Raw genomic sequence first — 25,582 nt, 5'->3', positions numbered from 1 at the left:
CGGCGCAAGCGCCGTGGTCTGCTGCCCGCCGAGCACCTCGTCGACGAGAAGTCACGCAGACTCGCAGCGACACAGTCATTGACCCAGCCACCCACTTATTAGTTTGATGGATCACCCACTGAGCCACTGGGAGGGATGACGTGGAGGCACTGCCCCGCGAGACCATCGTTGACGTCCTGGAGAGCCGTCTGCGTGAGGACATCCTCACTGGGCGGCACCCCTCCGGGAGTTATCTGCCGCCCGAACGCACGCTCGCCGACGGCTACGGCGTCACCCGCAACACCCTCAAGCACGCCTTCGGCCGACTGATGCAGGCAGGGCTGCTGGAGACCCGGCACGGTGTCGGCACCCGCGTGCGGGACTATCTCCACCTGGGAGGCGCCGACCTGCTGCCCATGCTCGTACGCCACAGCCCCGACTGGATCGCGGAGATCTTCGAAGTTCGGCGCAGCATCGGCGCATTGATCGCAGAGCGCGCCGCGATCCGGGCGACCGACCGGCAGTGTGCCGAGCTGCGCACCCTGCTGGAGGCTGTGCGGGAGGCTCGGGGCGGCAGCGACGTGCAGCTCGCCGACATCGAGGTGCACCGGGCCCTGGCCCGGGCCACCGGCAACCGGGTCTACGTCCTGCTGACCAACACTCTGTTCAACGCTTATCTGCCGGTGCGCGCCGCGCTCGCGGGGCCGTTCACCGACCCGGAAGTGGCCTACGGGCGCCTGGAGCCCGTCGTCGAAGCGGTATCGGCCGGCGAGGCGGACGGCGCCCGGCGTGCGGCGGAGAAATATCTTGCGGCGACCGAGCGAACCATGCTGGAGGGCCTCGCATGAGCGCGCACATCCCGCCGGGCATCGGCACCAATGCCGTCGGCCCGGGACGCGGCACGGACTTCAGCGAGACGATGCTCGGCACGCTCCGGCTCGACGACGAGGACCGAACCCGCCGGATACGCCTGGATCTGAGGGTGTCGGCGGACCGTGTCCTACGGCTGTTCGGCACAACCGGGGCCCGCGCCACCGGGCGGATACGAATCGCCGGCTGGGCCGACGACCCTGCTGCCGAGGGCGAGTTGGAGATCTCGCCCCTCGCGCGAGGCCGTATCCGCTACCACATCGCATTCACCGCCGAAGGCCGTCGGCTGACGCTCGAGGGCTGGAAGTCTGTGACGCCCCGCAGACCGGTGGCCTCGATGACAGTACTGCCGTACACGCTGTACGAGGACGGCTCACGGATCGGAACCGGAACCCTCCGCTTCCCCGTACTCACGCAGCTCCTTCCATTCCTCGCGAGCTTCCGATTCCCCCGGCGGGAGGATGCCGGCGCGCTCCTCGCACCCCGCTGGAAAGGGGAGCCGGGTCGTACCGAGGTCTGGTACACGACCGTCACCGACGCCGCGACCGGCAGCGGGGTGTGGCTCCACCACGAGCTCACCGCGCCCGCCGACGGATCCGAACCGTACGCGCATGGCTGGGCAGCGGTGTTCCTCGCCGACGGGCCCGTGCGACATGCCCGCTTCGGACCTGCCAAGTGGGGTACCCACAAGGACGGATTCAGCGCGGACGGAGTCACGGTGCGGCCCGGCCGTCTGACCGGCTCGGCGGAGAACGGCGCCCTGCACTGGGACGTCACCGAACGCCCCACAGCCGAGCCGCTGTTCACCTTTCCCCGCTGGTCCTGGCGCCGGTCCTTGCTGCCCGCCGCACAGATACTCCCCGCCGCACGGGCCTTGTACGACGGGACCTTCACCCACGACGACACGACTCTGACCCTCACCGCGGCCCCCGGCGCATCCGCCCGGATCTACGGTCACGGCAACGCGCGCCGCTGGGCGTGGCTGCACGCGGACCTCGGCGGCGAAGACGTCCTGGAGATCGTCACCGCCGTCTCCATGAGGCCGGGTCTGCGCAGACTGCCGCCCTTGGTCTTCCTTCGCCTGCGCCGAAACGGCCGCACCTGGCCACGCCGCCCCGAACGCCCGGCGGTCGGCTGGGCCGGGCCGGGACGTTTCCGCGCCGCCATCGACCTGCCCACCTGGACGGTCACCGGCCGCAGCGGACTGCGCCGGATCCGCGTCGAGGTCACCCAGCCCGCCGACCGAACCCTGACACTGGACTACACCGACCCGGACGGCTCCGCCGCGATCTGCCGCAACAGCGAACGCTCCGACGCGCATGTGCTGCTGGAGCGCTGGTGGTTCGGCGGCTGGCGCACCGAGGCCGAGTGGACGCTCGACGGCACGGCTCATGCGGAGGTGGGCACGCGATGAGCCTGACCGGCCTGGTGGCCGCCCTCATCGCCGACGACGACACGGCCGACTGGCCCGCACGCGTCCCCGCGCGACTGGACGTGCTCCTCGCGTCCATGCCGCTTCCTGCCCGGGTCAGCGTACGCACAGCGGCCCGCGCACTGGACGCCTGCGCCAGGGCACGGACGGGACGGAGCCTGGCCGCGCTCTCCGGCCCCGAGCGGGAGTCCGTGCTCGCCGCACTGGGCGCACGGCAAGAACTCCTGCCCTTGCTGGACGTACTCAAAGTGCCCGTCCTCCTCGCCGCCGGAACCGAGCGGATGCTCCAGCACGCTCCGCCGGCCCGTCGCCTCGCGCGCCAGGACCCACCGCTCGACTGCACGCCCGCGCCTGCCTGGCCGGCGCGCTCCACCGCCGACGCCGTCGTCATCGGTTCGGGCGCAGGCGGCGCCATGGCCGCGCGGTCCCTGGCCCGGGCCGGACTGGATGTCGTCGTCCTCGAAGAAGGGAACCACCACAGCACCGAGTCGTTCAGCGGGCGCACCCCGCTCGACCGATTCGCGGAGCTCTACCGGGACGGCGGAGCGACCTTCGCCTTGGGCAGACCGCCGCTGCTGCTGCCGACGGGCCGGGCCGTCGGCGGCACCACCATCGTCAACTCCGGTACCTGCTACCGCACTCCTGCTCATGTCCTCTCCCGCTGGGGCAAGGACTTCGGGTGGGCGCTCGCCGACGCCTTCGGCGCCCATCTGGACGAGGTCGAACGCACTCTGCGCGTGGCCACCCAACCCCTCGACGTCCTCGGCAACAATGGCCGGATCGCGCTCGACGCTGCCCGCGCGCTCGGCTGGACCGCCGCACCCCTGCGCCGCAACGCGCCTGGCTGCAAGGGTTCTTGCCAGTGCGTCGTGGGCTGCCCCACCGGTGCCAAACAGAGCGTGCAGTTGTCCGTGCTGCCCGACGCCTGCGCCGCGGGGGCCCGCATCGTCACCGAGGCACGGGTAGAGACGATCCTCGTCGATCCGGACCGCCCCGGAGGACCACGAGCGGCAGGTGTGCGCGTGCGCCGGGACGGCGGCCGCTTCGAGATCCTCGCCCCCCTGATCGTCGTGGCCGCGGGCGCACTCCAGTCGCCTGCGCTGCTGCGTCGTTCAGGCCTAGGCCGCCATCCACGACTCGGCCGCAACCTCAGCATCCACCCGGCCACCAGCGTCGCAGGGCGCTTCACCGAGCCAGTCACGGCCTGGGAGGGCGTCCTGCAGAGCGTCGGCGTGGAGGAACTCCACGGCCAAGGCATCCTCATCGAGGCCACCGCCACCCCGCCCGGCATGGGCTCCTTCGTACTGCCCGGACTGGGCGGCGAGTTGCGCCGCGAACTGGAGGGCGCCGACCGTCTCGCCACCCTCGGCGCGATGATCGCCGACCGTCCCTCCGGCCGCGTACTCGGCCGCGACCGAACCCTGATCCGCTACGACCTTCATCGCCGCGATGCCGAACGCCTCATGCGAGCCGTGCGTGCCATGGGACACCTCCTCTTCGCCGCCGGCGCCGAGGAGGTGCTCACCGGCATCCCTGCCACACCCCGGGTGCACAGCCTCGCGGAACTCGACACCGCCCTCGCCGGCACGAGTGCACGGCAGCTGCACCTCTCGGCCTACCATCCCACCGGCACGGTCGCGGCGGGCGCGGACCCGCACCGTTTCCCCGCAGACGCCGCGGGGCGGCTCCGCGGGGTGCACGGAGTCCTGATCGCGGACGGTTCCGTGCTCCCCGGTTGTCCCGAGGTGAACCCGCAACTGAGCATCATGGCTGCCGGCTTGGCGGTCACGCAGGCGTTTGTGGAGCGATGACATACACGAGGCAGCACAGCGCGAGGAACCCCTGTTCAGCCGATGATCGCGGTCGCTTCGACCTCGACCAGACGGTCGGGCACGTCCAGCGCTGCAACGCCCGGCGAAGTGGTCGGCGGTACCGGAGGCACTTTCGTGTTCCGCTCAAGATCCGGACACGGCTCGGAGGACGTTTCCGGCCCCGTGGCGCTGTAGTAGCCGCCGGTCGCGCCGTCCAATGTAGGGTCGCTGGCCAGTCGAATGCTGGTACCTGCGCCCTTCTCCGGGCTGTGCCGATGCCGATAAATCATCCGCCCAGCTCAGGCGGCGCGTTGGTACTCGTGAAGGGGTCCCGCCGAGTCGATCTCGTCGATGGGCTTCCAGGGGGCCGATCTGCCCTGGTTCGGTGATCGGTGCAGGTAGGGGGCGGAGCGGGGCTGCTTGCCCCAGGGCGCGGTGGGGCCGGTGTCCGTTGTAGAAGGACTCGAACTCGCGGAGCGCGTGCAGGAGGTGGCTCTGGTTCCAGATCAAGGTGCGGTCCAGGAGCTCGCGTCGGCAGGTCTGGATCCAGCGCTCTATGAGGGAGTTCATCCTGGGCACTCGGATTCCGGTGGTGATGACGTTGAGTCCGGCGTCGGCCAGGACGGCGTCGAAGGCCTGCGTGAACTTCGAGTCGCGATCGCGTATCAAGAACCTGGCCTTGCTGCCTGCGTCCTCGAGGTCTATGACGAGGTTCCGCCCGAGCCGCACTACCCACTCGGCGGTGGGGTGTGCGGTGGTGCCGAGGATGCGGATGCGCCGGGTGGCGTGCTCGAGAACGACAAAGACGTACAGGCGGGCACCGGTCAGGGTGCGGACCTCGAAGAGTTCGCAGGCGAGCAGTGCGTCGGCCTGGCCGCGCAGGAAGTCGGCCCAGGTGGTGCTCTGTCTCTCGTACGCGGGCGGGATGCCGTGCTCCTTCAGGATCTCCCAGACGGTGGAGGCGGCGACCTGAATGCCCAGGACCGCGAGCTCGCCGTGGATCCGGCGGTACCCCCAGGAGGCATTCTCGCGGGCAAGGCGCAGTACCAGGGTGCGGATCGAGCGGATCGTGGGCGGGCGCCCGCGGCGCTTCGGCACGCAGGTCGCGGCATGGCGCCGCTTGAGCAGATCGCGGTGCCAGCGCAAGATCGTGTCCGGCTGTAGCAGCAGAAGCTGTCGCAGCTTGTCTCTCGGGAGGCGGTGGAGCAGGCCGGCGAGGATTACACGGTCGGTGTTGGTGAACGCGGGCTTGCCGACCTGGCGTTGCAGGACCAGCAGTTGGTGCCGTAGGGCAAGGATCTCGATATCCTTATCGCGGCCGCTCATGGGCAGCAGACGCAGGAGCGTCAAGGTGTGGGTCGCGGCGAAGTAGGCCAGGCGCAGGAGCACGACGGATCATGATGCCGCCGTCCGCGGTCCACGTGAAGACACCGGGACGAGCGGCGGGTGCGCCCCGAGACAGTGATCAAGGCCGTGACCTGGCCGGATGAATTATCGGCACCCGCAATCTCCCTTCTTTGGGTGGATTCGTCGTGAGTCGTCGTACGTCGCCCCGGCACAGCAGAAAAAGGGACACGGCCGTCGGTCGCTTCCCGCTCGCGGAGTCGATGACCGCAAGAGGGCCGTCAAGCACCCTCACCTGCCGTCCCAAGGGATCCGGTCCTCCGGTCGGGTGCAGGCGCGGGCACCGCGGCGGTCGTTCCGCCGGGTGTCGTGGCAGGAATCAGCATCGCCCCGCAGGGGGCCTGCGCCGGGCGGCAAGCGGTCGCGGCAGCCCGTAGGCCGGCCGTCCGCCTTCGCGTATTCCCGCTGGACGGCACTCGGGCGCGGTGCACCGCGCCCGAGTGCGTACGGTTGTGCTGTCGGTCAGTTCTCCAGGCTGACCGAACGGGCCGAGGTGGCGCCGATCTCCTGGGCTATCTCGCTGAGAACGTCGGTCGGGACGTTGCTGTCGACGTCCAAGACCACCAGAGCCTCACCGCCGAGGGCCGCCCTGGAGACCTGCATGCCGGCGATGTTCAGGCCCGCCTCGCCAAGAACGCGGCCGAAGGTGCCGATGACACCGGGGCGGTCGGCGTAACGCAGGAAGACCAAGTGGTTGGCCATCGCCAGGTCGATGTCGTACTTACCCACCGACACGATCTTCTGGATGTGCTTGGGGCCGACAAGGGTGCCGGAGACCGAGACCTCCTCGCCATCTGCGAGTGTGCCGCGGACGGTCAGCATGTTGCGGTGGTCCGGGGACTTGGAGCTGGTGGTCAGGCGGACCTCGACGCCGCGCTCCTGCGCGAAGAGCGGGGCGTTCACGTAGGACACGGTCTCCTCGACGACGTCCTGGAAGACGCCCTTGAGCGCGGAGAGTTCGAGGACCTTGACGTCGCGCTGGATGATCTCGCCGTACACCTCGACGTCGAACCGGACAGCGACCTCGCCCGCCAGGGCGGTGAAGATCCGGCCGAGCTTCTCGGCGAGCGGCAGCCAGGATCGTACGTCTTCCGCGATGACGCCGCTCTGCACGTTGACCGCGTCGGGGACCAGCTCGCCCGCGAGCGCGAGCCGGACGGAACTGGCGACGGCGATGCCCGCCTTCTCCTGGGCCTCGTCCGTGGAGGCGCCGAGGTGCGGGGTGCACACCACCTCGTCGAACTGAAAGAGCGGGGAGTCCGTGCAGGGTTCCTGCGCGTACACGTCCAGGCCCGCGCCCGCGACCCTGCCCTCCTTCAGCGCGTTGAACAGCGCCTGCTCGTCGACGATCCCGCCGCGCGCGGCGTTGACGATCCGGACGTGCGGCTGGACCTTGTGCAGCGCTTCCTCGCCGATCAGGCCCAGCGTCTCCGGGGTCTTCGGCAGGTGCACGGTGATGAAGTCCGAGACGGCGAGCAGCTCGTCCAGTGAGAGCAGCTTGACGCCCATCTGCGCGGCCAACACGGGGCGTACGTACGGGTCGTAGGCGACGATTTTCATGCCGAAGGCGGACATGCGCTGGGCGACCAGGACACCGATGCGGCCGAGGCCGACGACGCCGAGGGTCTTCTCGCTCAGCTCCACGCCGGTGTATTTGCTGCGCTTCCACCCGCCGTTCTTCAGGGCGGTGTCGGCCTGCGGGATGTTGCGGGCGGTGGCGATCAGCAGGCCGCAGGCGAGCTCGGCGGCCGTGACGATGTTGGACGTGGGGGCGTTGACGACCATCACGCCGGCCTGGGTGGCGGTGGAGACGTCGACGTTGTCGAGGCCGACACCGGCGCGGGCGACGACTTTCAGCTTCTTGGCCGCGGCGATGGCCTCGGCGTCGACCTTGGTCGCGCTGCGCACGAGGAGCGCGTCGACGTCGGCGATCGCCGGGATGAGCTCGGCTCGGTCGGCGCCGTTGCAGTGCCGGATCTCAAAGTCCGGGCCGAGCGCGTCAACGGTGGCGGGCGACAGTTCTTCAGCGATCAGTACGGCGGGTTTCGGGCTCACGGGGGTCTTCAGTCCTTACCTATTGCTTGGGGGACGGCCGTCTCAGCGGCCGAAAGTGGTGGCGGCTTGCGATGTGGTTCTGCGGGTGCTGGAGGAGTGCGGTCGGCATTGAGGCGTCACCTGCCGCGCCGGCGCAGGGGGCGATGGCGGCGTGATGCGCGAGTACGTTCTGACGGCAGGTGACGTGCCAGGTGGTCAGGTGGCCGTGGCACGGATGGGCGAGCGCCTGACGGTGCTTGTGTCCGTGGGCGCAAGACGCCGGCGCACAGGCCCAACCATCGACGTGGGCGTGGCCGGCCGGAGGGGACGGAAGCGAAATCGTCCGCCCCCTCCACCAGGTGACGTCGTGTTATGCGTTCGCGGTCTCTGGCTTCACCTCGCGTACCGGTGGCGCCAGGCGGCCCGTGCGGTGCAGCCCGTAGAGGGCGGCCGCGCAGGCGAGGCCGACTGCGAACAGCGCCACCCACGGCAGCGCGGACATCCCGGCGGCCCGGGCGGCGTCGAGCGCGGCACCCGTCAGCAGGTTTCCGAGGGTGATGCCGATGCCGCAGATGGTGTTGTACAGGCCGTAGTGGGTGGCGACGAGGCGGTTGCCGGAGAGGCGGACGATGGTGTCCATCTCGAAGGGGTACGCGATCATGGTGCCGATCGCGAGGAGCAGCGCGGACAGTGCAGGAGGCACGGCCGCGAGCAGCCACAGCCCCACCCCGCCGTCCGGTACCGGGACCGCGGTGGCCACCAGCAGCGGTACAAACCCCAGCCCCATGGTCAGCAGCCCCCATGTCAGTGCGCGGCCCGGTTCCATGCGGGCCTTGCACCAGGCGGTCACCTTGGTCTGGAAGAGGATGGTGCTCAAGCCCGAGACGGCGAACAGCACCGCCACCGCCGCCGTGCCGAAAGTCCCGTCGCCGCCCAGGCGCCGTACCTCCAGCGGCAGGGCAAGGTAGACCTGGAACTGCATGACGTAGAAGCCGATCATGGCAACCGAGAACAGCAGGAACGGCCGGTTGGACACGATGCCCCGCCACTGGGACAGCACGCCCTCCTGGTCCTGTCCGCGCCCCGCGTCGTCGCCCCGGCGGGCGGGCAGGGCCCGGATCTGGACGATGCTCAGCAGAGCGAAGATCCCGGCCGCGACAAGGCACGTGACACGGAAGCTCACGCCCGTCAGCAGCATGCCCACCAGCGGGCCGAGCAGGATCCCGGCCTGGTAGAACACGTTGAACAGGGCGAACGCCTCGACTCGCCGCTCACCCGCGTCCGCCGCGACATAGGCTCGTACGGCGGGATTGAACAGCGCCCCGGCCAGCCCCGTCGCCGCCGACGCGGCCAGCAGGGCGGGTACGGACTCCACCAATCCGAGGGTCGCGAAGCCGAGGATGCGCAGCACCAACCCGGCGATGATCATCGGCTTGTAGCCGAGCCGGTCGGCCAGCGTTCCGCCGAGCAGGAACATGCCCTGCTGGCTGAAGTTGCGGACGCCGAGGATCAGCCCGACCAGCCAGCCCGCAAGGCCCACGGGACCTGCCAGATACGCGGCCAGGTAGGGCATCAGCATGTAGAAGCCGAGGTTGATGGTGAACTGATTCACCATCAACAGCTGGACGCTGCGCTCGTAGGTACGAACCTGCGCGATGGTGCTCTTCATCAGGCCGTCTCCTCGGAGTCGGCCTCGGCGGCGCCGGCAAGTTCCAGTACGTCGGCGTTCCGCCCTTCGCTGTTCAGGGTGAGCGGGTCGACCACGGTGGTGCACCGGGTCCAGCGGGTGACCTCCTTCTCGTCCAATCGGCCGATCACCTCCGGTTCGGGCGCGGGCGGGGAGTCGAGCAGGCCGTGGGCGGAGCAGTAGTCGTCGTCGTAGACCGTGCCGAGATAGCGCTGCGGGCCGTCGGGGAAGATCGCCGCGATCCGGGTGTCCGCGGGCAGGGTGCGGGCCAGCCAGCCGGCGACCATCGCCACCGCGCCGACGCTCCAGCCGCCGGTGGCGTAGTGGGAGGTGGCCAGCTGGCGGCAGGTCCACACCGCCTCCGCCGGGGCCACCCAGTGCACCTCGCTGAAGTTGTCGTAGGCGACGTTGCGCGGGTAGATGCTGGAGCCGAGGCCCCGCATCAGCCGGGGCCGGGCGGGCTGCCCGAAGATGGTCGACCCGATGGTGTCGACGCCGACCAGCTTCAGGTCGGGATACAGCTGTTGGAGGACCCGGGAGACTCCGGCGGAGTGTCCGCCGGTGCCCACGCTGCACACCAGTACGTCGATGTGGCCGAGTTCCGTGGCCAGTTCGAGGGCGAGCGGGGTGTACGCGGTGGTGTTGTCGGGGTTGTTGTACTGGTCCGGGCACCACGAGCCGGGGTGCTGCTCCATCAGCTTGGCGACCCGGTCGCGGCGGGCCTGCTGCCAGCCCCCGGTGGGGTGCGGTTCGGAGACGAGATTGACCTGGGCTCCGTAGGCGGTCAGCAGCCGGGTCATGGACATCTCCAGCCCCGGGTCGGTGACCAGTGTGACGGGGTGGCCGTAGACCATTCCGGCCAGGGCGAGACCCAGACCGAGGGTGCCGCTGGTCGACTCGATGATCCTGGCGCCCGGCTGAAGTTCGCCGCGGGCGCGGGCGCGCTCGACCATGTGCAGGCCCGGACGGTCCTTGATGCCGCCGGGGTTGAAGCCCTCCAGCTTCGCCCAGAAGCCGCGGCCCGGCTCGGTGAAGGGCTGGGAGACGTGCAGGAGCGGGGTGTCGCCGACAAGTCCCCGTAGGGCGGAGCCGGAGCCGGCGGGAGTGAGGTCACTCTTGGTCATGGAGTGCATTTATTTCGCTCTTTCGTATCGATATGGAACGCGTGCGGATGCTCATCTCGCGCGACGGACAAGGCACGCCGCGCGGCGAGGCGACCAGGGCCGACCCGCGGGGCGGCTCCTATATGCGCCACCGACAGATGGCGGTAAGAGCGGACCGGCCGCCGCTGGGCAGCAGTCTTCGCACGGCGCCAGAGGGCTGGCGCACGGGAGTTGCTGTGGCGTCCGTCAGCGACAGCGCGGCGACGGCAGGCGGCGAAACCCGAGGGGACGACTGTGGGGAGATGGCCTGCCCGAGGCGGGGACCGTGGCAACGGTCGGGAGACTCGGACGGGTCGAGATTCTCGCCGTCGGAGCCCTCTGCGGGCAGAGGGGCTTCACTCGACGCCGCGGCTGAACGAGCGGGCGACTCCGGCGCATGGTGTTGATCGCCGAGGCACACCAGCAGCATGCACAGCAGGGCGTACAGCGTGCCCCGAACGAGTCGGCTCTTCCGGAGGAGCGGACGTACGCATGAGTCATCGGCACGGGAAAGGGCAGGGGTGGGCGGCACAGGTCCTCCGCGCGGCGGTCACTGCCCGTACGGGAGCTCTCCAGGTCGGGGCAGGGATCGGTGGGGGGGGGTGGGGGAAGTGGGCCGTCGACCGTCCCCGCACCACGCTGTGGGGCGCTGTGCGCAGGAGGTCAGACGCCATGGGCCGGTCGCCGGGAGAGGGCGCGACGCGGCCTTGGGCCGAGTCGAGAAATCCCGGGAAGGGTCGACCGGTTCGGAAGGCGCTGACCTAGATACGAAGAACCGCGGAGTCTGCCGCTTGCGTTCTCGGGACCGCGAAGTCCCGTGCCGCGGCGGCGTGGCGGGCGGGCGCGAAGCCGGGTGTTTCCTCGCCGTTCTCCGAGCTCAGCGGAGACAGGCAGGGCTCCGTTACAGCTGGACCCTGCGAAGGCTGCCCCATCGCACAGTCCGCATCGGCGTGCTGCTGTCTGTGGCCGTCGTGATGGCCCTCCGGCTGCTCGCCCGTCGGCTGCGCCGACGTGGCACTCGCAACGTTTTCGTGTTCGGCAGTGTGCTCGAAATGAACGCCCGACGCCGAAACACCCTTGTCGGAGGCGAGGTGACTCACCGTCGTGTCAGGGCTGACGGTATGCGTATACAGCAGGCCGAAGAGGAACAGGCCAAGCCCCAGCACACGCCACAGAGCCGCTGATGAGCGGCTCATCGGCATACGAGAAGGAGACCAGGCCGTAATCACGATGTGATCCTAACCTGATCGCCAGGCCCCGGCACGCCGTCTCAGGAGAACATCGCGTGAACCCAGCCACATGACGTCACGCCAGAGCACTTGTTGGGACCAATCGCGCCCAACGACTGGGGACTTCATCGTTCGCAAACGCCTTGTTCGGCCCTGTGTGACGGCCGTGGAGAACGGACAACGGTGCGGCCGGGCGGGCGATGTGCACCGCCGGACCGCACCGTTTCTGCCGCCGCGTCAGCTCTTGCCGAGCATCTTGTTCATCTGCTCGATCTCGGCGGTCTGGGCCGTGATCACGTCGTCCGCGAGCTTCACGGCGGGACCGTACTTGCCGTCGGCCTTCTGAGTCTCGGCCATCTCGACGGCTCCCTCGTGATGCTTGATCATCATCTCGAGGAACATCTTGTCGAACTCGGCGCCGGAGGCCTTCTCCAGCCTGTCCATATCCTCGCTGCTCATCATGCCGGGCATGTCGGACGACATGTCGCCCATGTCGTGGCCCTCCATGCCGGACATGTCCGCGGGGACCTCCTCGCCCCACGAGGTGAGCCAGCCGGACATGGTCTTGATCTCCGGGTCCTGCGCGCCCTTGATCTTCGTGGCGAGGTCCTCGACCTCCTGCGAAGAGGCGCGGTCGGCGGCCAGGTCGGCCATTTCGACGGCCTGGCGGTGGTGCTGGATCATGTCCGTCGCGAAGGAGACGTCTGCGTCGTTGTGGTTACCGGCCTTGGCCGAGGCGGACGCGGACGGGCTGGAGTCGGAGCCCATGGACCCCATGTCGTGCCCTCCGCCGCCACAGGCGGCGAGGACGAGGGCTGCCACTCCCGCGGTGGCAGCGAGAGCGGTAATGCGGTGTGCGGTCATGAAGTGAACTCCTGCGTTCGGATCGTGAAGGGCATACCGAGACGCGGCGCCGCCCGTGTGGGCGTACGGCGACGCGCGGGGTGCTCTATATCCGCAGGAGCTGAAGTTCGGAGAGTGAGGGCGGAGCGCGTCCGCCGTCGGGCTCGCTGCCGACCGCGGAAGCAGGTACGTCCGCCGTGCCGGCGCAGGCTGCCACAGCGGGCAGGAGTGCCGGTGCCACTACGGGACCCCCGGCGACGGAGGCCGAAGCGCAGGTCGGATCGGCATGGTCGGTGTGGCCCGAACAGCCGCCCTCGCCGTGATCACACTCGCCCGGCATCGACGCCATGACGTCCGTGTGCGCGACCGACACCATCCGGTCGTACCCTGAGGCAGCGGTGACCTCCGGGACCGGCCCGAGTCCGTGCATACCGAGCAGGCCCAGAAGCAGGGCGCATACGAGCAGCCCGCAGGACTGCACCGTCGAGTGCGGTCGAGGGAGCTGTCCGAAGCGGGTCACGGACTCATCGTAGGCATAGATCATCAGCCTCATGTATCCCGGAGGCCGCGGGAATAGACACGGAGACGCGATACCCACCGGCGGTATCGCAGCCTCGCCGGGAGGGACCATTGGCCATTGGCCCACGTGGCGACGGCCGAGTATCACGTGTCCGACATGTCATGCAGCCACTGCGAGAGCGCCGTGAAAGAAGGGGTCTCGGCACTCGACAGCGTCGTCGAAGTACAGGTCGACATCCCCACGGGCCGCGTCACCGTGACGTCCGCCACCCCGCTTGACGACACCCGGATGGCGAGGCCGCCGGCGAGGCGAGTTACGAACTCCCAGGGCGAGCTGACGATTTCGCCCTCGCGCCGAAAGCCCGACCGAGCGGCCGTCTACTATGGCCTTGCGTACTCAGTGGCGAAAGGAAGTCAGGGCGATGCGACGGCTAGGGGATCTCGAGGCAGAGATCATGGATCGTCTCTGGACGTGGAACCGTCCGGCGACGGTGCGGGAGGTCGTCGATGACATCAACAAGACGCGTCCCGTCGCGTACACCACGGTGATGACCGTCACCAACATCCTGTACAACAAGGGCTGGTTGCTGCGGGGCAAGCAGGGTCGCGCCTGGTTGTACACACCCGTACGCAGCCGCGAGGCGTACGCCGCCGCGCTCATGGAGGACGGTTTGGGAGAGAGCAAGGACCGCCCGGCCGCGCTGGTCGAATTCGTCTCGAATATGTCTGAGGACGAGATGGCCGCCCTGCGCAAGGCCCTGCGGACAGCGGGACGACAGGACAAGGCCAAACCGTGAACGCGGCCCCTGCCCTGGTCGGCTACACGGCAGCGGTGGGGTTCGTCGCTCCGCGCCTCATGCTGCGCGGCAGCTGGCAGCACCGGGCCCCCGCCCTGGCGGCGGCGGTGTGGCACGCCCTGGCGGTCTCCTTCTCGCTCGGGGCCGCGCTGGCCGCGTACAGCCTGGCCATGCCGGCCGAGCACCTGCACGCGGGTCTGGTGGGCCTGCTGCATACCTGCGGAGTGGACGTGGGCACGGCTCAGCCCGATCCGAACACCGCGGACCGGCTTGCCGTCGGCGTCCCCGCCGCGATCGGGATCGCCCTGGTGGCAAGCTTCGTCTTCCATGTCGTACGAGCCCGTCGGGTGCGGACCGAGCATCGGGATGCCGTCGACCTGGTGGGCCGCCGCTCGGCCCGGCTCCGCGCCACCGTCCTGCCGTACGACGTGCCCGCCGCCTACTGCCTGCCCGGCCGGGACCCCCGGATCGTGATCAGCGACGCGGCCGTACGCGAACTGACACCCGAGCAGCTCGCCGCCGTTCTCGAGCACGAGCAGGCCCACATCGTGGGACGTCACCACTTGTTCCTGGCCGCGATGGAAGCCTTCCACTCGGTGTTCCGGTGGCTGCCGCTGGCCCGCCAGGCCCGGGAGCAGACGGCGCTCCTGCTGGAGATGATCGCGGACGACCGCGCACTGCGCAGCCACTCCCACGAGGTGCTGGCCACGGCGATGTACGAGATGGCGGCGGCCCGCACCCCGAAGGGCGCCTTGGCAGCGGGCGGCCAGAATGTACTGATCCGCCTGAAGCGAGTCCTCGGGCCCCGCAAGGCTCCGCACCCCGCCCTGTGGGGTTCTGCGGCCGCCGCGGTCGTGACGGTGCCGCTGCTGCCGCTGCTGGTCGCCTGTCCGCCAGGTCTCGGCTGACGCCGGGCAGACATGCTCCGCGTGAGGCCGCTGTGACTCGGATTCACTTGCGATACGTAATACGAAGCTACTAAGTTCTAAACTCGCTCGATGAATCGGCGCTGGGCTCGGGCCAAGGCTCGCGCCCAGTGTCGGATCCATGGGGCAGTGCCGAAGCCGGCTGGTGTCGCACGACGACCAGAGCCCGTCGCCCGGTTCACAGACGCGCAGAGGAGTCACTCCACGATGGGAACGCACCGTCGGCCGAAGCCGCCCAGCCGCGCCCGGATCGCCACGCTCGGCATGGCCGCCGGCGCCGTCAGCCTCCTGCCGACGCAGAGCCAGGCGGCCCCCAACCCCACTGTGGACGAGGTCCGCAAGGAGGTGGAGCGGCTCTACGAGGAGGCCGAGGCCCCCACCGAGGAGTACAACGCCGTCCGCGAGAAGCAGAAGAAGCTGCAGCGCGAGGCCGACCAGGCGCAGGACCGGCTGGCCCGCAAGCAGCAGGAGATCAACGAACTGCGCGAGGAGATAGGCCCGTTGGCGGCCGCGCAGTACCGCAGCGGCGGCGTCGACCCGAGCGTGCAGCTCTTCCTGTCCGGCGACCCGGACAACTACCTCGACCAGGCCCAGATGCTCGACCGCACGAGCAGCCGACAGGCCGAAGCTTTGCGGACGATGCAGAGCAAGCAGCGCGAAATCGCGCAGGAGCGCTTGGCCGCCCAGAAGCGTCTGAAGGATCTGGAGGAGACGCGCACCAAGGCCGCGAAGACGAAGGACGAGGTCCAGGACAAGCTGGCGAAGGCGCGCAAGCTCCTCAACAGCCTGACTGCCGCCCAGCGCGCCAAGATGGAGGCCGATCAGGAGCGTGAGGACGCCGCCGCGGGCGCCAGCGACTCCCCGGCGACGTACAACGGCCCGGCCAGCGGCCGCGGCAAGGCCGCACTCGACTTCGCGTACGCGCAGCTCGGCAAGCCTTACGAGTGGGGCGCGACCGGCCCCAACTCCTACGACTGCTCGGGCCTGACCGGCGCCGCCTGGCGCGCGGCGGGCGTCTCACTGCCGCGTACCGTCCAACAGCAGTACGACGCCGGCCGCAAGGTCGCCAAGTCGGACCTGCAGCCCGGCGACATCATCTACTGGTACAACAGCACCCAGCACAACGGCATGTACGTCGGTAACGGCAAGGCCATCCACGCGCCCCGCACCGGCAAGAACGTGGAAATCGTCCCGTTGGACTCGATGCCGTTCTTCGCCGCCAGCAGGCCCTGAGCGTCAACTTCCGCACTGCCCGAGGAACTTCAGTGACCGCACGCCCGGCTGTCCGCCCCCTGCTCGCCATGGCAGGCGCTTCGATCTCCGCCTTGGTCCTCGCCGCTTGCGGAGGCGGTTCCTCTGACGCGGACATGACGGCAGACGCATCCGACTCGTCGGAGGCTCTGTCTCATGTGCACGGCCTGGGTGTCGATCCCGCTGACGGACGTGCGTACGTCGCCACCCACAGCGGCCTGTACACCATGGCCGAGGGGGAGAAGCCGAAGCTCGTCGGCGACCGCAAGGACGACTTTATGGGCTTCACCATCACCGGTGAGAACACCTTCATCGCCAGCGGACATGGCGCCCCCGGTAGCGACCGTCCGGGCAATGTCGGCCTGATCGAGAGCAAGGACGCGGGCCGTACCTGGACGTCCCGGTCCTTGTCGGGAGAGGCCGACTTCCACTCCCTGGAGTCGGCCAAGGGCACGGTCTATGGATACGAGGGCGGCCGGATCCGGACGAGCAGGGACCTGAAGAGCTGGGAGGACGGCGCGACGCTGGAGGCCCTCGACCTCGCGGTGAGTCCCAACGGCGGCAGGCTGCTGGCCACCACCGCGGAGGGCGTCGTCACCAGTACCGACGGCGGGCGCACCTTTGCCGAGAGGGCCGAGCCAGTGCAGGCGTTCCTGTCCTGGCCCACGGAGAAGTCCCTGTTCGGCATCGACCCGTCCGGGAAGCTGAGCAGCAGCGCGGACGGTGGCAAAACGTGGAAGCAGCTTACGGCCGTGCCCGGCGGACAGCCCCAGGCCCTGACCGCTGTCAACGCCGACCACATCCTCGCCGCGACACAGACGGGCGTGCACGAGTCCCGCGACGGCGGCAAGACCTTCACCGAACTCGCGCCGCTCACGTCGTGACACCGCTGACGGGCTGGGGATCAACGACCCTTGTCCGAAGGACAGCCGCGGGACAGCCGGATACTCAGGACGAAGACACAGCCCCAGCACCTGCCTGAGCAGCGCCAACTCCGCGGTACCGCTCAGCAGCCCTTCACACTGCAGGGCGCGACTGCCTGCTCAGGCCGGCATGTGGGAATCGAGGAAGGCTTTGAAGGCGGGAGCGAGTGCCCGCCCGAGTTCCTCGGCTGTTTCCACCGTGCCGAACGGGGCCGCGGGCGCGAGTTCGCCGTGGGGCAGGACCTGGACGGCGGCCGCGGCGAGTTCGCCGGGATGTCGTGCGTCGGCGCCCGGCACGATCAAGGTCGGGACGGTGATGGCCCTCAGGTCGTCGACACTGCGGAACGCCCGATCACGACCAATGCCGCACGCGGCCACGATGCTCGCGGGATCGGCGCGGGGAATGGCCTCGCGTACGAGGTTCCCAATGACGGGGGCCAGGGACGGCAGTAGATCACTCCACGCGGTGCCGAGCCCGCTGGACCGCACGCGGGCGGCGAACCGTTCCAGCAGCTCGGCCTCGGCCTGCTTGGCATCGTCGTCCTCGATGTCCTCCAGGCTGATCACCAGTGCCGCCCATATCCGCTCGGGGTGGGCCGTGGCGGCGCGCAATGCGATGGTGCCGCCCAGACCGGTACCACCGACTGCAGCCCGCGACAGTCCGAGATGGTCCATCAGCGCACGGACATCGTCGGCGTACTGGGACCACGTGTGGCGGGCTGGATCGACGCAGACCGACCGGCCGTACCCGCGCACGTCCGGCAGTACGACCCGGTAGCGGTCGGCCAGGAGACCCGCCAGGGGCAGAAGGCTGCGATGATCCGGGCCGCCGCCGTGCAGCAGGAACACCGCTGGACCCGCTCCGACGCTCACCGCATAGAGGGGGCATCCATCGCTGCCCTGGTAGGTGATGTCCATCGTGTCGTCTCCCCGCAGGCCAGGACGCAGTCGTCCGAACAGACCACCGACCATACCCGGCGGGGGTACTTCATCGGGGGCGGGGCCGAGAACAGCCCATACCGGTTGCGCCTGCCGCGGCTGAACGACCGGCATACAAGGCTCGTCCCCGCATCAGCCGACCGCGAGCCCGGCCGCCTGATCTCCCGGCTCGGCGGTTCGCTGTCGCGTCCGGGACTCCTGCTGTCTGCGCCAGCCATAACGGGTCAGCCCCTTCGGCTTGTACACCGAGAGCACCACCGCGATGAGCAGTACCAGCAGAGCTGCTCCGGCGTCGGCCAGCAGCTGGACCCTCATCCCGAAGTGATCGCTGGCGGACACGCTCGCCTCGGCCGCGGCATCGGCGACTTGGCCGACAACCTGCATGTGCACGAGCAGCAGGACGGTCGCCACGACGTTGATCAGTAGCTTGAACAGGACCCAGTAGTGACGGAACAAGCCCCACGCGGTCCCCAGGGCCTGGAGCAGTCCGGTCAGCAGCGAGGCAAGACTCAACGGGACCAGGACGAGCCAGCCCGTCAACTCCATCGCGACGTAGGCGCCCCGCACCGTCTGGGCGTCCCGGCTGGTCAGACCGACAACGGCGAGGGCGAGGAAGACGGCGACGGCGCCGAGCCAGCCGACCGAGGAGGTGACGTGCGCGGTGAGCGCGAGCTTGCGGAGACGGGGGTTCATGGCCGTCACGGTCAGTGGCCGCCCATGCCGCCGCCGATGGCATGCATGAGCACGAACGCCACGAGCAGGGCTGCGCCGGCGGCGATGGCGAGCGACTTCGCCCAGCGTGGCATACCGGGATGCGCCGCAGGACCGGGCTCCTGACCAACGGCGTCCGGGCGGGAGGGCGAGTCAGCCATGTGCGTGTCCTTCGTGGTGCTCGGATGACGTGCGATGTGTAGGCAGTTTACGAGACACCGTGTCCACGACATCAACCAGACTGTATCGACATCGCCGCCACGTACACTGATCCGGTGCCGAAGCTGTGGAACGAGACGATCGAGGCGCACCGCCGCGCCGTGCGCGAAGCGATCCTGAACACAACCGCGGAGCTGGCAGCCGAGCAGGGCCTGCGGTCGGTGACGATGTCGCAGATCGCCGAGAAGGCCGGCATCGGCCGGGCCACGCTGTACAAGTACTTCCCAGACGTCGAGGCGATCCTGCTCGCCTGGCACGACCGCCAGATCACCGAACACCTGGGACAGCTCACAGAGGTCCGCGATCAGACTGATGGAGCCGACGAACAACTCGAGGCGGTCCTGAGGGCGTTCGCTCACATCTCACGCCAGTCCCGCGGGCACCACGGCACCGAACTCTCGGCATTCCTTCACCGAGACGAGCGCGTCGTCCAAGCGCAGCAGCAGCTCCGCGGCATGATCCGGGACCTGCTGGCCGAGGGCGCGCGGACCGGCGTCTTCCGTGACGACGTCGCGCCCGACGAGCTGGCGATCTACTGCCTCCACGCCCTGACGGCCGCTGCCGCCCTGCCCTCCGAAGAGGCGGCCGACCGGCTCGTCACAGTGACCCTGTCCGGGCTGCGCGACGGGCACCCCACGCCGGACGACCGGAAGCCGACGAGCCGACACGAGCACCACGGCCGCCAGGCAGGGCAACCAGGCCACTGACTCGCCCCTCTTCCCGCGACTCCACATCAGCCTGGGCAGCAGCCTCAGCGGCCCTCAAGCCCCGCATCGCAGAAGAGGACTGACCGACTCAGCACGGGACGGGGAATGTGCACTGGCACCGACGACGACTGAGGTGCACGCTCTGCCCCTACGATCCTGAATTCTTCCGTCTACATGGTCGTCCAGGCCCACATGCACGCCGTCGCTGCACCGCAGCACCTTCGAACGCCGCTCCCAGGCGCTCGCTTTCATCAGCTCCCTGGGCTGAATCTGCCCGCAGCACGCGCAAGGCCATGGCCGGAGGGGCCGGCACACGATTCCGCCACCACAGCACCGCACATGGGGCCGAGTGCGCCCTGCGTCGCAACTCCGGCGGCACCGTTACGTTCGTGCACCCGCCGTAGGGCGGGTTGCACGTAGTCCCGGGCGGACTTCGGATTCAGAGTGGAACCCATTACTAAATTACTTAGCACTTCACGGCTACTGTTTCCCCATGACCGATCCGCACGCCCCGGGGCTGCTCTCAGCGCCGTGCCAGATACCTCTGCATGGCACGGTGCAGGGTCTTGTTGACGGCGCCTTCAAGCGCCAGCTCCCACTCACCGAGCGTTTCGACGACCTGGCCTCCCGTTCCGAGCTTCCAACGCATCAGGCCGAACGGCCGCTCCTGCGGATCCAGTACGTCGGGCACGCCCCGCATGTCGTACACCTCGGCACCGAGCGCGTGCGCGTCCCGGAGCATCCGCCACTGCAGGGCGTTGCTCGGCCGCACCTCACGGCGGTGGTCTGCGGACGCCCCCGTCTGGTACCAGGCCCGGCGCCCCGCCACGATCAGTGTGTGCGCGGCGAGCACCGCCCCGTCGTGCCACGCCAGGTACAACCGCATGCGGCCAGGCTCCTCCCCGTTGAGCTCCCGGTACTGGCGCTGGAAGTAGTCCAGCGAGCGTCCGAGCCGGAAACCGTCGCGCCGCTCGGTGAGCTGCAGCAGCCGGTAGAACTCCGGCAGATAGTCGGCCGTACCGACGCAGGGCTCGACGTCGGCCTTCGCCGCCTTCTTTATGTTGCGCCGCCACTCCTGGTTCAGCCCCGCCCACAGGTCGTCGAGGCCGCGGCCGGCGAGCGGCACCTCGAAGAGGTAGCGGGGCTGTGCGTCGCCGGAGTCTCCCTCCTCTCCGCAGCGCCGCCATCCGGCCGCCCGCAGCCGGTCCGCGACGGCCGCGCCGACCGGGTCGACGAGGTCCGGCAGTACGTCCCCGACGCGGCGACCGGGACCGACCGCCTCCTTGAGCGTCGCGGCATTCCAGCGGCGGTACGGCAGCGGCGGCCCCATCCGCACCGCGAAGGCACCGGCCGACCGGAGATGGTCCAGCAGCGGCTGAAGCAGATGCGGCAGCCGCGGGTCCGCCCAGTCCACCACCGGCCCTTCCGGCAGGTAGGCGAAGTACCGGCGGGTTCCGGGCAGTTGCCGGTACAGCACCTGGGCCGCGCCGCACTGGCGTCCCGAGCTGTCGAACCAGCCGAGCCGTTCCGCCTTCCAGCCTGCCTTCACCGCGGCCCAGGACGGGTACTGCAGGAAGCTCGCCTGTCCGGGGAGAGAGTCCAGATACCCCAGGTGCTGCTCGGCGGTCGTGGTCAGCACCTCGTGGCTGCGGGTGTGTGTGGCTTCGGACATCTGCGCCTCTGTCACGGCCATGTGGCAGGTCTCCTCGATCCGTTCCGTACTCCTCCGCCGGGAGGGCGGCGGGACAGACCCGCCTGTCTCTTGCACGCCCGGCGGGCCGGGTCTGTGGCGGGCAATTTCACTGAGCTGCTCGAGCGGCGGGGAGGACACACGGCGTGACGGCTCAGGAACAGGCGGAGGCCGCCACCGGGTCGGTTCCGAAGTCCCGTTCGACGCCCCGGCTGCGCGGCGGGGCCGTGATGATGCTGGGTTCCCTGGCGTCGCGGGCCACCGGGTTCGTCCGCGGCGCGGTCGTGGTCGCCGCACTGGGCACGGCCCTGCTCGGCGACGCGTACAACGTCGCCAACACCGTGCCCAACATCGTCTACATCCTGCTGATCGGCGGAGCGCTCAACTCGGTGTTCGTGCCGGAGCTGGTGCGGGCGGCGAAGGAGCACACGGACGGTGGGGCCGCGTACACGGACCGGCTGCTCACGCTCTGCCTGGCCGCCCTGACCGCGATCACGACGCTCGCTGTCCTCGCCGCGCCCTGGGTCGTCTCCGCGTACACCGACTACACGGGCGCCCAGCGCGACCTCACCGTCGCGCTCGCCCGTTACTGCCTTCCGCAGATCCTCTTCTACGGCGTGTTCACCGTGCTCGGCCAGGTCCTCAACGCCCGCGGCCGGTTCGGGGCGATGATGTGGACCCCGGTCCTCAACAACGTCATCGTGATCGCGGTGTTCGGGCTGTACCTGGTGATCGCCCGCACCGCGAGCACGGCGAGCGAGGTCACGGACGGCCAGCTGCTCCTGCTCGGCCTGGGCAGTACGGCGGGTATCGCCGTCCAGGCGCTGGCACTGCTGCCGTCTCTGCGGGCGTCCGGGTTCCGGTGGCGGCCGCGGTTCGACTGGCGCGGATCGGGGCTCGGGCGGCCGGTGCGGGCCGCCGTGTGGACCCTGCTGTTGGTCCTGGTGAACCAGGTCGCGTACTGGGTGGTGACCCGGCTGTCCACGTCCGCCGGGGTGCGGGCCGTCGCCGAGGGCGTCACGGAGGGCGTCGGTTACACCGCGTACAGCAGCGCCTATCAGCTGTGGGTGGTGCCGCAGGGCATCATCACCGTCTCCCTGGTCACCGCGCTGCTGCCGCGGATGAGCCGGGCCGCCACCGACGGGGACCTGCCGCAGGTGAGCGCCGGCCTGTCCCGGACCCTGCGCACGACAGCGGTGGCGATCGTGCCCGCCGTGTTCCTCTTCCTGGTGCTCGCGCCCCAACTCGCCGGGCTCGCCTACCAGTACGGGCAGGTGAGCGACGCCGACACCCGGGCGATCGGCTGGGTACTGGCGGCGTTCGCACCCGGGCTGGCGGCCTTCTCCGCGCAGTACGTGCTCTCGCGCGGCTTCTACGCGCTCGGCGACACCCGTACGCCGTTCCTGCTGACCCTGGTCATCGCCGGCGTCAACGCGGGATTGTCCGCGGCCTCGTACGTCCTGCTGCCCGCGCGCTGGGCGGTCACCGGCATCGCGGCCGCGTATGCGATCGCCTGCACGGCGGGCCTGGGCTGCACCGCGCTGGTGCTGCGCCGCAGGCTGGGCCGTCCCCTGGAGCGGGTCCTCGGCACGCATCTGCGACTCGGCGTCGCGTGCCTGCCGGGGACCAGCCTGGCGTACGCGGTGAGCGGCTGGTCCACAGACCGGCTGGGCGGCGGCCTAGCAGGGGACGCCTCCGGCCTGGTGCTCGGCGCCGCCGTCATCGGCCTGTCGGTCGTGGTGTTGGCGCGTCCGCTGCGCATCCCCGAGGTCGGCGAGCTCGTTGCTCCGCTGACCCGCCGTTTTGGAGCGAGTGGCCGTCATAGGAGGGGGCGATGACGGACAGCCAGGGGCAACCACCGGACGCACGCAGGGACTTCGAGCGCTTCTACGCCGAGAGCGTCAAGCGGCTCATCACCGTGGTGTACACCGTGACGGGCGACCTCGGCGAGGCGGAGGACGCGGTCCAGGAGGCGTACGCCAGGGCCTGGCCGCGGTGGGAGCAGCTGGTCGCACAAGGAGATCCGACGCCGTGGGTGCGCACGGTCGCCCTGCGCCTGGCCGTCAGCTCCTGGCGCAGGACCCGCAACAGGATCCGCGCCCACTTCCGGCACGGTCCGCCGCCCGACCTGCCCGGCCTCGCACCCGACCACGTCGCCCTGGTCGCCGCACTGCGTCGTCTCAACCCCGAACAGCGGCGCGCAGTGGTGCTGCACCATCTCCTCGATCTCCCGGTGGAGGAGGTCGCCCGCCAGACCGGGTCGACGAGCACGGCGGTACGCTCACGGCTCATGCGCGCACGCCGCGTCCTCAGCGCCCATCTCACCGACTCGCCGGACACGCCGACGGCACGAGCAGGCCGTACAGCGACCGCCGCACAGCCCCGGCAGGAGGTCCTCCCTCATGAATGACGGGACCCGCCGTCCCTCGCAGGACGAACTCGGCACCCTGCTCCACGGCTTCGCCGACGACGCCGAGCCTCTGATCACCGTGAGTGGGGGCGTCACCGACGTGCACGAGCGGGTGCGCCGCCACCGGACCCGCCGCCGGCTGGCGGTCACCACGGCGGGCTGCGCCGCCATGCTCTCCTTCGGCCTGTGGGGCCTGACGTCTCTGCTCGGCAGCGCGCCGGCCGACCGTCCCGAGCGGACCAACCCCGGTCTGGTCTCGGCCGCCTCGATCCTGCCCTCACCGGACAGCGATGGTGGTCTCCCGCGTACGGATTTGCTGTCCCCGTCCGCGCTGCCTTGGAACGCCGGGTATCACTGGCGCACCATAAGCACAGGTAACGGTGCCACCACTCCCCTGCCCACCGGCGGGACGGGTGACTGCGCTCTGCAGTGGTTCGACGGGACCGGCACCGAGGACCAGATCGTTCGTACATACAGAGGAACCAGCAGAGCGACGGCACAGCACCGCATCGCGGCGTACGCAGACAACTCCGCCGCCCAGCATGCCGTAAAACAGCTGGCCGAAGCCCTGCACAGGTGCGGCTGGCACGAGACCCGAAGTCCCGATACGCAGGACCACGGCTCGACGGCACCCGCGCTCTACGAATATGTCCTGACGAACGGGGCGAAAGACCCGCTGCGCGTGACGCTGGTCCAGTCCGACCACCGGGTCGCCGTGCTCGTGCTCGCCACCCAGCAGGCCGGTGATCATGCACACGCCGATCACCGGACAGAGCACTGCATGGAACAGACTGTGAACTCCGCGCAGCCGCATGCTCCTTCACCGTCGTCGACGGGACATTGCTGATGCCGTGATCAGCACCCGCCTGAGCGGTGCGCAGTGGGAACTGCGGCGGACGCTGCGTCGCTCAACGCCCCCGAGGACAAGGTCTGCTGTGATCTGCGCGTCTGCGTCACCGGGTACGCCTGCGGCGGCGGTGGGCGACGAAGCCGCCCATCCCGATGACCTTCACGAGTCAACCGACGCCGAGACCGGCCAAACGGAAGACGGACACGGTCACTGAGAAGCGACCGGAGAGATGCATCTACTAAGATCCTTAGATAAACTCGGGTAACGTAGGCGTCACACACCCCCAAAAGCAGGGGACTGGAGGGGGACATGACCGGATACAGCGACGCCTACACCCCGAGCTTCACCAGCACCTTTCACGTCGCTTCGGACATCAAGGAGGAAGGCGGGTTCCTGTCAGGGATCTCCGCCATCAGCACCCTTGTGATAGCACTGGTCGCGGTTCTTGCGGTGATCGTGACAGCAGAGCTGGCATGGAGGGAGCGGCGCCAGCGCAGGCGGGAAGAACCGGTGGGGTCTACCCCTGAAACCGATCCCCATGAGGGTGACATCTCACCGTAACGACTCGGACGTCGACTACGGTTAATGTACTAATAAACTTAGCGGAGCACTGTGTAGGTCTCCGCTGCGCAGTGCGTGGGCGTCGCCGTCGCCTCTGCGTACCAGCCGAACTCGGCCCCGTCGCCGACATCGTGGGTGGCCTCGTCACCGGGCTGCTGCCCGGCAGCAATCTGCAGGTCTCGGGCCCGGCTGCCGGTCTGACCGTGCTGGTCTTCGAAGCCGTACGCGAGTACGAGCTGCCCGTTCTCGGCGTCATCGTGCTCGCCACCTGCGTACTCCAACTCCTCATGGACACCCTGAAGTTCGGGCACTACTTCCGGGCCATCTCGGTCACCGTCGTCGAGGGCGTGCTGGCCGGGATCGGGCTGGTGCTGATCGCGGGCCAGCTGTTCGCTCGGCCTCGGGGCGGGCACCATCGCCGTGCTCATGCTGTGTAAGAAGCTGCCGGAGGCGATCCAGGTGGTGCCGGCACCACTCGCCGCCGCGGGACTCGCCACGGCCGCTTCGGTGTTCCTCGGCCTGCCGGTGGCCAAGGTGGAGGTCCAAGGACTGCTCGGCGCGATACAGCCGCCGACCCCGAGTGCCTTCGGGGACCAACGCTCTGGAGAACTGGGCGGCACGGCACAGCTCGGAGGGCACCGAAGCCGT

23 protein-coding genes and 3 pseudogenes are annotated in these 25,582 nt (G+C 69.5%); 14 read left to right on the top strand and 12 right to left on the bottom strand.

The features are described from left to right. Positions 1-140 precede the first annotated feature (140 nt). From OHT21_RS44410 to OHT21_RS44400, 3 genes are read left to right on the top strand one after another with little or no spacing between them, the layout of a single operon-like run. Complete coding sequence (locus OHT21_RS44410; protein ID WP_328773914.1) at positions 141-827, top strand: FadR/GntR family transcriptional regulator; 687 nt, start codon at positions 141-143, stop codon at positions 825-827. After that, on the top strand, positions 824-2,263 hold the full coding sequence (locus tag OHT21_RS44405) for a hypothetical protein (protein ID WP_328773913.1): 1,440 nt from the start codon (positions 824-826) through the stop codon (positions 2,261-2,263). Before OHT21_RS44410 ends, OHT21_RS44405 begins: the two co-directional genes overlap by 4 nt. After that, positions 2,260-4,092: a GMC family oxidoreductase gene (locus tag OHT21_RS44400; protein ID WP_328773912.1), complete on the top strand. Its 1,833-nt coding sequence runs from the start codon at positions 2,260-2,262 to the stop codon at positions 4,090-4,092. Before OHT21_RS44405 ends, OHT21_RS44400 begins: the two co-directional genes overlap by 4 nt. A 35-nt stretch (positions 4,093-4,127) precedes the next feature. Here the strand turns inward: OHT21_RS44400 and OHT21_RS44395 are convergent. The 8 genes and pseudogenes from OHT21_RS44395 to OHT21_RS44360 all read right to left on the bottom strand — a co-directional run. Beyond that, positions 4,128-4,223 (bottom strand): annotated as a pseudogene (locus OHT21_RS44395) (RidA family protein); the annotation flags it as partial. A gap of 168 nt (positions 4,224-4,391) precedes the next feature. Further along, positions 4,392-5,481: pseudogene (locus OHT21_RS44390) on the bottom strand (integrase core domain-containing protein). 477 nt (positions 5,482-5,958) lie between these two features. Then, positions 5,959-7,551, bottom strand: coding sequence for a phosphoglycerate dehydrogenase (serA, locus tag OHT21_RS44385; RefSeq protein ID WP_328773911.1), 1,593 nt, complete (start codon positions 7,549-7,551; stop codon positions 5,959-5,961). 349 nt (positions 7,552-7,900) lie between these two features. Beyond that, positions 7,901-9,199, bottom strand: coding sequence for an MDR family MFS transporter (locus tag OHT21_RS44380; protein ID WP_328773910.1), 1,299 nt, complete (start codon positions 9,197-9,199; stop codon positions 7,901-7,903). Beyond that, a complete protein-coding gene (locus OHT21_RS44375; RefSeq protein WP_328773909.1) occupies positions 9,199-10,350 on the bottom strand; it encodes a PLP-dependent cysteine synthase family protein in 1,152 nt (383 codons plus the stop codon). Before OHT21_RS44375 ends, OHT21_RS44380 begins: the two co-directional genes overlap by 1 nt. A 770-nt stretch (positions 10,351-11,120) precedes the next feature. Then, a complete protein-coding gene (locus OHT21_RS44370; RefSeq protein ID WP_328773908.1) occupies positions 11,121-11,561 on the bottom strand; it encodes a hypothetical protein in 441 nt (146 codons plus the stop codon). A gap of 264 nt (positions 11,562-11,825) precedes the next feature. Then, complete coding sequence (locus OHT21_RS44365) at positions 11,826-12,452, bottom strand: DUF305 domain-containing protein (protein WP_328773907.1); 627 nt, start codon at positions 12,450-12,452, stop codon at positions 11,826-11,828. A gap of 85 nt (positions 12,453-12,537) precedes the next feature. Continuing rightward, positions 12,538-12,951, bottom strand: coding sequence for a DUF6153 family protein (locus OHT21_RS44360; protein WP_328773906.1), 414 nt, complete (start codon positions 12,949-12,951; stop codon positions 12,538-12,540). A 156-nt stretch (positions 12,952-13,107) separates the two neighbouring features. Here OHT21_RS44360 and OHT21_RS44355 point away from each other — a divergent pair, with 156 nt between their 5' ends. From OHT21_RS44355 to OHT21_RS44335, 5 genes are all read left to right on the top strand, one after another. After that, positions 13,108-13,461 carry a heavy-metal-associated domain-containing protein gene (locus tag OHT21_RS44355; RefSeq protein ID WP_328774455.1) on the top strand — a complete coding sequence of 118 codons (354 nt, stop codon included), beginning with the start codon at positions 13,108-13,110 and terminating at the stop codon, positions 13,459-13,461. Further along, positions 13,373-13,747, top strand: a complete 375-nt coding sequence (locus OHT21_RS44350; protein WP_328773905.1) for a BlaI/MecI/CopY family transcriptional regulator — start codon at positions 13,373-13,375, stop codon at positions 13,745-13,747. Before OHT21_RS44355 ends, OHT21_RS44350 begins: the two co-directional genes overlap by 89 nt. Next, positions 13,744-14,655, top strand: a complete 912-nt coding sequence (locus OHT21_RS44345) for a M56 family metallopeptidase (protein ID WP_328773904.1) — start codon at positions 13,744-13,746, stop codon at positions 14,653-14,655. The genes OHT21_RS44350 and OHT21_RS44345 overlap by 4 nt, the downstream gene beginning before the upstream one ends. A 225-nt stretch (positions 14,656-14,880) precedes the next feature. After that, positions 14,881-15,906 carry a C40 family peptidase gene (locus tag OHT21_RS44340; RefSeq protein ID WP_328773903.1) on the top strand — a complete coding sequence of 342 codons (1,026 nt, stop codon included), beginning with the start codon at positions 14,881-14,883 and terminating at the stop codon, positions 15,904-15,906. 32 nt (positions 15,907-15,938) lie between these two features. Beyond that, on the top strand, positions 15,939-16,808 hold the full coding sequence (locus tag OHT21_RS44335) for a F510_1955 family glycosylhydrolase (protein ID WP_328773902.1): 870 nt from the start codon (positions 15,939-15,941) through the stop codon (positions 16,806-16,808). 159 nt (positions 16,809-16,967) lie between these two features. On the opposite strand, the gene OHT21_RS44330 is transcribed toward OHT21_RS44335, so the two are convergent. The 3 genes from OHT21_RS44330 to OHT21_RS44320 form a co-directional block, all read right to left on the bottom strand. Beyond that, positions 16,968-17,765 (bottom strand): alpha/beta fold hydrolase, encoded by a 798-nt coding sequence (locus OHT21_RS44330; protein WP_328773901.1) that lies wholly within the window; start codon positions 17,763-17,765, stop codon positions 16,968-16,970. 153 nt (positions 17,766-17,918) lie between these two features. Next, positions 17,919-18,479 carry a hypothetical protein gene (locus OHT21_RS44325; RefSeq protein ID WP_328773900.1) on the bottom strand — a complete coding sequence of 187 codons (561 nt, stop codon included), beginning with the start codon at positions 18,477-18,479 and terminating at the stop codon, positions 17,919-17,921. 11 nt (positions 18,480-18,490) lie between these two features. After that, the gene (locus OHT21_RS44320) at positions 18,491-18,658 is read right to left on the bottom strand and encodes a hypothetical protein (protein ID WP_328773899.1); all 168 of its coding nucleotides are present in this window, start codon (positions 18,656-18,658) and stop codon (positions 18,491-18,493) included. 114 nt (positions 18,659-18,772) lie between these two features. On the opposite strand from OHT21_RS44320, the gene OHT21_RS44315 reads away from it, so the two are divergent. After that, positions 18,773-19,423 carry a TetR/AcrR family transcriptional regulator gene (locus OHT21_RS44315; protein WP_328773898.1) on the top strand — a complete coding sequence of 217 codons (651 nt, stop codon included), beginning with the start codon at positions 18,773-18,775 and terminating at the stop codon, positions 19,421-19,423. 523 nt (positions 19,424-19,946) lie between these two features. On the opposite strand, the gene OHT21_RS44310 is transcribed toward OHT21_RS44315, so the two are convergent. Beyond that, entirely contained in the window at positions 19,947-21,116 is a 1,170-nt protein-coding gene (locus OHT21_RS44310; RefSeq protein WP_328773897.1) for a lipid II:glycine glycyltransferase FemX, read from the bottom strand. Positions 21,117-21,343: 227 nt separating this feature from the next. On the opposite strand from OHT21_RS44310, the gene murJ reads away from it, so the two are divergent. From murJ to OHT21_RS44285, 5 genes and pseudogenes are all read left to right on the top strand, one after another. Further along, positions 21,344-22,951, top strand: a complete 1,608-nt coding sequence (murJ, locus tag OHT21_RS44305) for a murein biosynthesis integral membrane protein MurJ (RefSeq protein ID WP_443050706.1) — start codon at positions 21,344-21,346, stop codon at positions 22,949-22,951. Beyond that, positions 22,948-23,523: a SigE family RNA polymerase sigma factor gene (locus tag OHT21_RS44300; protein ID WP_328773895.1), complete on the top strand. Its 576-nt coding sequence runs from the start codon at positions 22,948-22,950 to the stop codon at positions 23,521-23,523. Before murJ ends, OHT21_RS44300 begins: the two co-directional genes overlap by 4 nt. Continuing rightward, entirely contained in the window at positions 23,516-24,370 is an 855-nt protein-coding gene (locus OHT21_RS44295) for a hypothetical protein (RefSeq protein WP_328773894.1), read from the top strand. Before OHT21_RS44300 ends, OHT21_RS44295 begins: the two co-directional genes overlap by 8 nt. 312 nt (positions 24,371-24,682) lie before the next feature. Next, on the top strand, positions 24,683-24,934 hold the full coding sequence (locus tag OHT21_RS44290) for a hypothetical protein (protein ID WP_328773893.1): 252 nt from the start codon (positions 24,683-24,685) through the stop codon (positions 24,932-24,934). A 57-nt stretch (positions 24,935-24,991) separates the two neighbouring features. After that, positions 24,992-25,555, top strand: a pseudogene (locus tag OHT21_RS44285) (SulP family inorganic anion transporter); the annotation flags it as partial. Between the last annotated feature and the right edge of the window lie 27 nt (positions 25,556-25,582).

It is taken from the genome of Streptomyces sp. NBC_00286 (assembly GCF_036173125.1).
Classification (GTDB): Bacteria; Actinomycetota; Actinomycetes; order Streptomycetales; family Streptomycetaceae; genus Streptomyces.
This window is presented reverse-complemented; position numbering and strand designations above follow the sequence as displayed.

Coding starts and splice junctions, on each gene's coding strand:
- OHT21_RS44365 (WP_328773907.1), bottom strand. CDS start 12,452: ATGACCGCACACCGCATTACCGCTCTCGCTGCCACCGCGGGAGTGGCA.
- OHT21_RS44310 (WP_328773897.1), bottom strand. CDS start 21,116: ATGGCCGTGACAGAGGCGCAGATGTCCGAAGCCACACACACCCGCAGC.
- murJ (WP_443050706.1), top strand. CDS start 21,344: ATGATGCTGGGTTCCCTGGCGTCGCGGGCCACCGGGTTCGTCCGCGGC.
- OHT21_RS44380 (WP_328773910.1), bottom strand. CDS start 9,199: ATGAAGAGCACCATCGCGCAGGTTCGTACCTACGAGCGCAGCGTCCAG.
- OHT21_RS44300 (WP_328773895.1), top strand. CDS start 22,948: ATGACGGACAGCCAGGGGCAACCACCGGACGCACGCAGGGACTTCGAG.
- OHT21_RS44320 (WP_328773899.1), bottom strand. CDS start 18,658: ATGGCTGACTCGCCCTCCCGCCCGGACGCCGTTGGTCAGGAGCCCGGT.
- OHT21_RS44290 (WP_328773893.1), top strand. CDS start 24,683: ATGACCGGATACAGCGACGCCTACACCCCGAGCTTCACCAGCACCTTT.
- OHT21_RS44370 (WP_328773908.1), bottom strand. CDS start 11,561: ATGCCGATGAGCCGCTCATCAGCGGCTCTGTGGCGTGTGCTGGGGCTT.
- OHT21_RS44375 (WP_328773909.1), bottom strand. CDS start 10,350: ATGCACTCCATGACCAAGAGTGACCTCACTCCCGCCGGCTCCGGCTCC.
- OHT21_RS44350 (WP_328773905.1), top strand. CDS start 13,373: ATGCGACGGCTAGGGGATCTCGAGGCAGAGATCATGGATCGTCTCTGG.
- OHT21_RS44325 (WP_328773900.1), bottom strand. CDS start 18,479: ATGAACCCCCGTCTCCGCAAGCTCGCGCTCACCGCGCACGTCACCTCC.
- OHT21_RS44355 (WP_328774455.1), top strand. CDS start 13,108: ATGTCATGCAGCCACTGCGAGAGCGCCGTGAAAGAAGGGGTCTCGGCA.
- OHT21_RS44405 (WP_328773913.1), top strand. CDS start 824: ATGAGCGCGCACATCCCGCCGGGCATCGGCACCAATGCCGTCGGCCCG.
- OHT21_RS44295 (WP_328773894.1), top strand. CDS start 23,516: ATGAATGACGGGACCCGCCGTCCCTCGCAGGACGAACTCGGCACCCTG.
- OHT21_RS44340 (WP_328773903.1), top strand. CDS start 14,881: ATGGGAACGCACCGTCGGCCGAAGCCGCCCAGCCGCGCCCGGATCGCC.
- OHT21_RS44330 (WP_328773901.1), bottom strand. CDS start 17,765: ATGGACATCACCTACCAGGGCAGCGATGGATGCCCCCTCTATGCGGTG.
- OHT21_RS44400 (WP_328773912.1), top strand. CDS start 2,260: ATGAGCCTGACCGGCCTGGTGGCCGCCCTCATCGCCGACGACGACACG.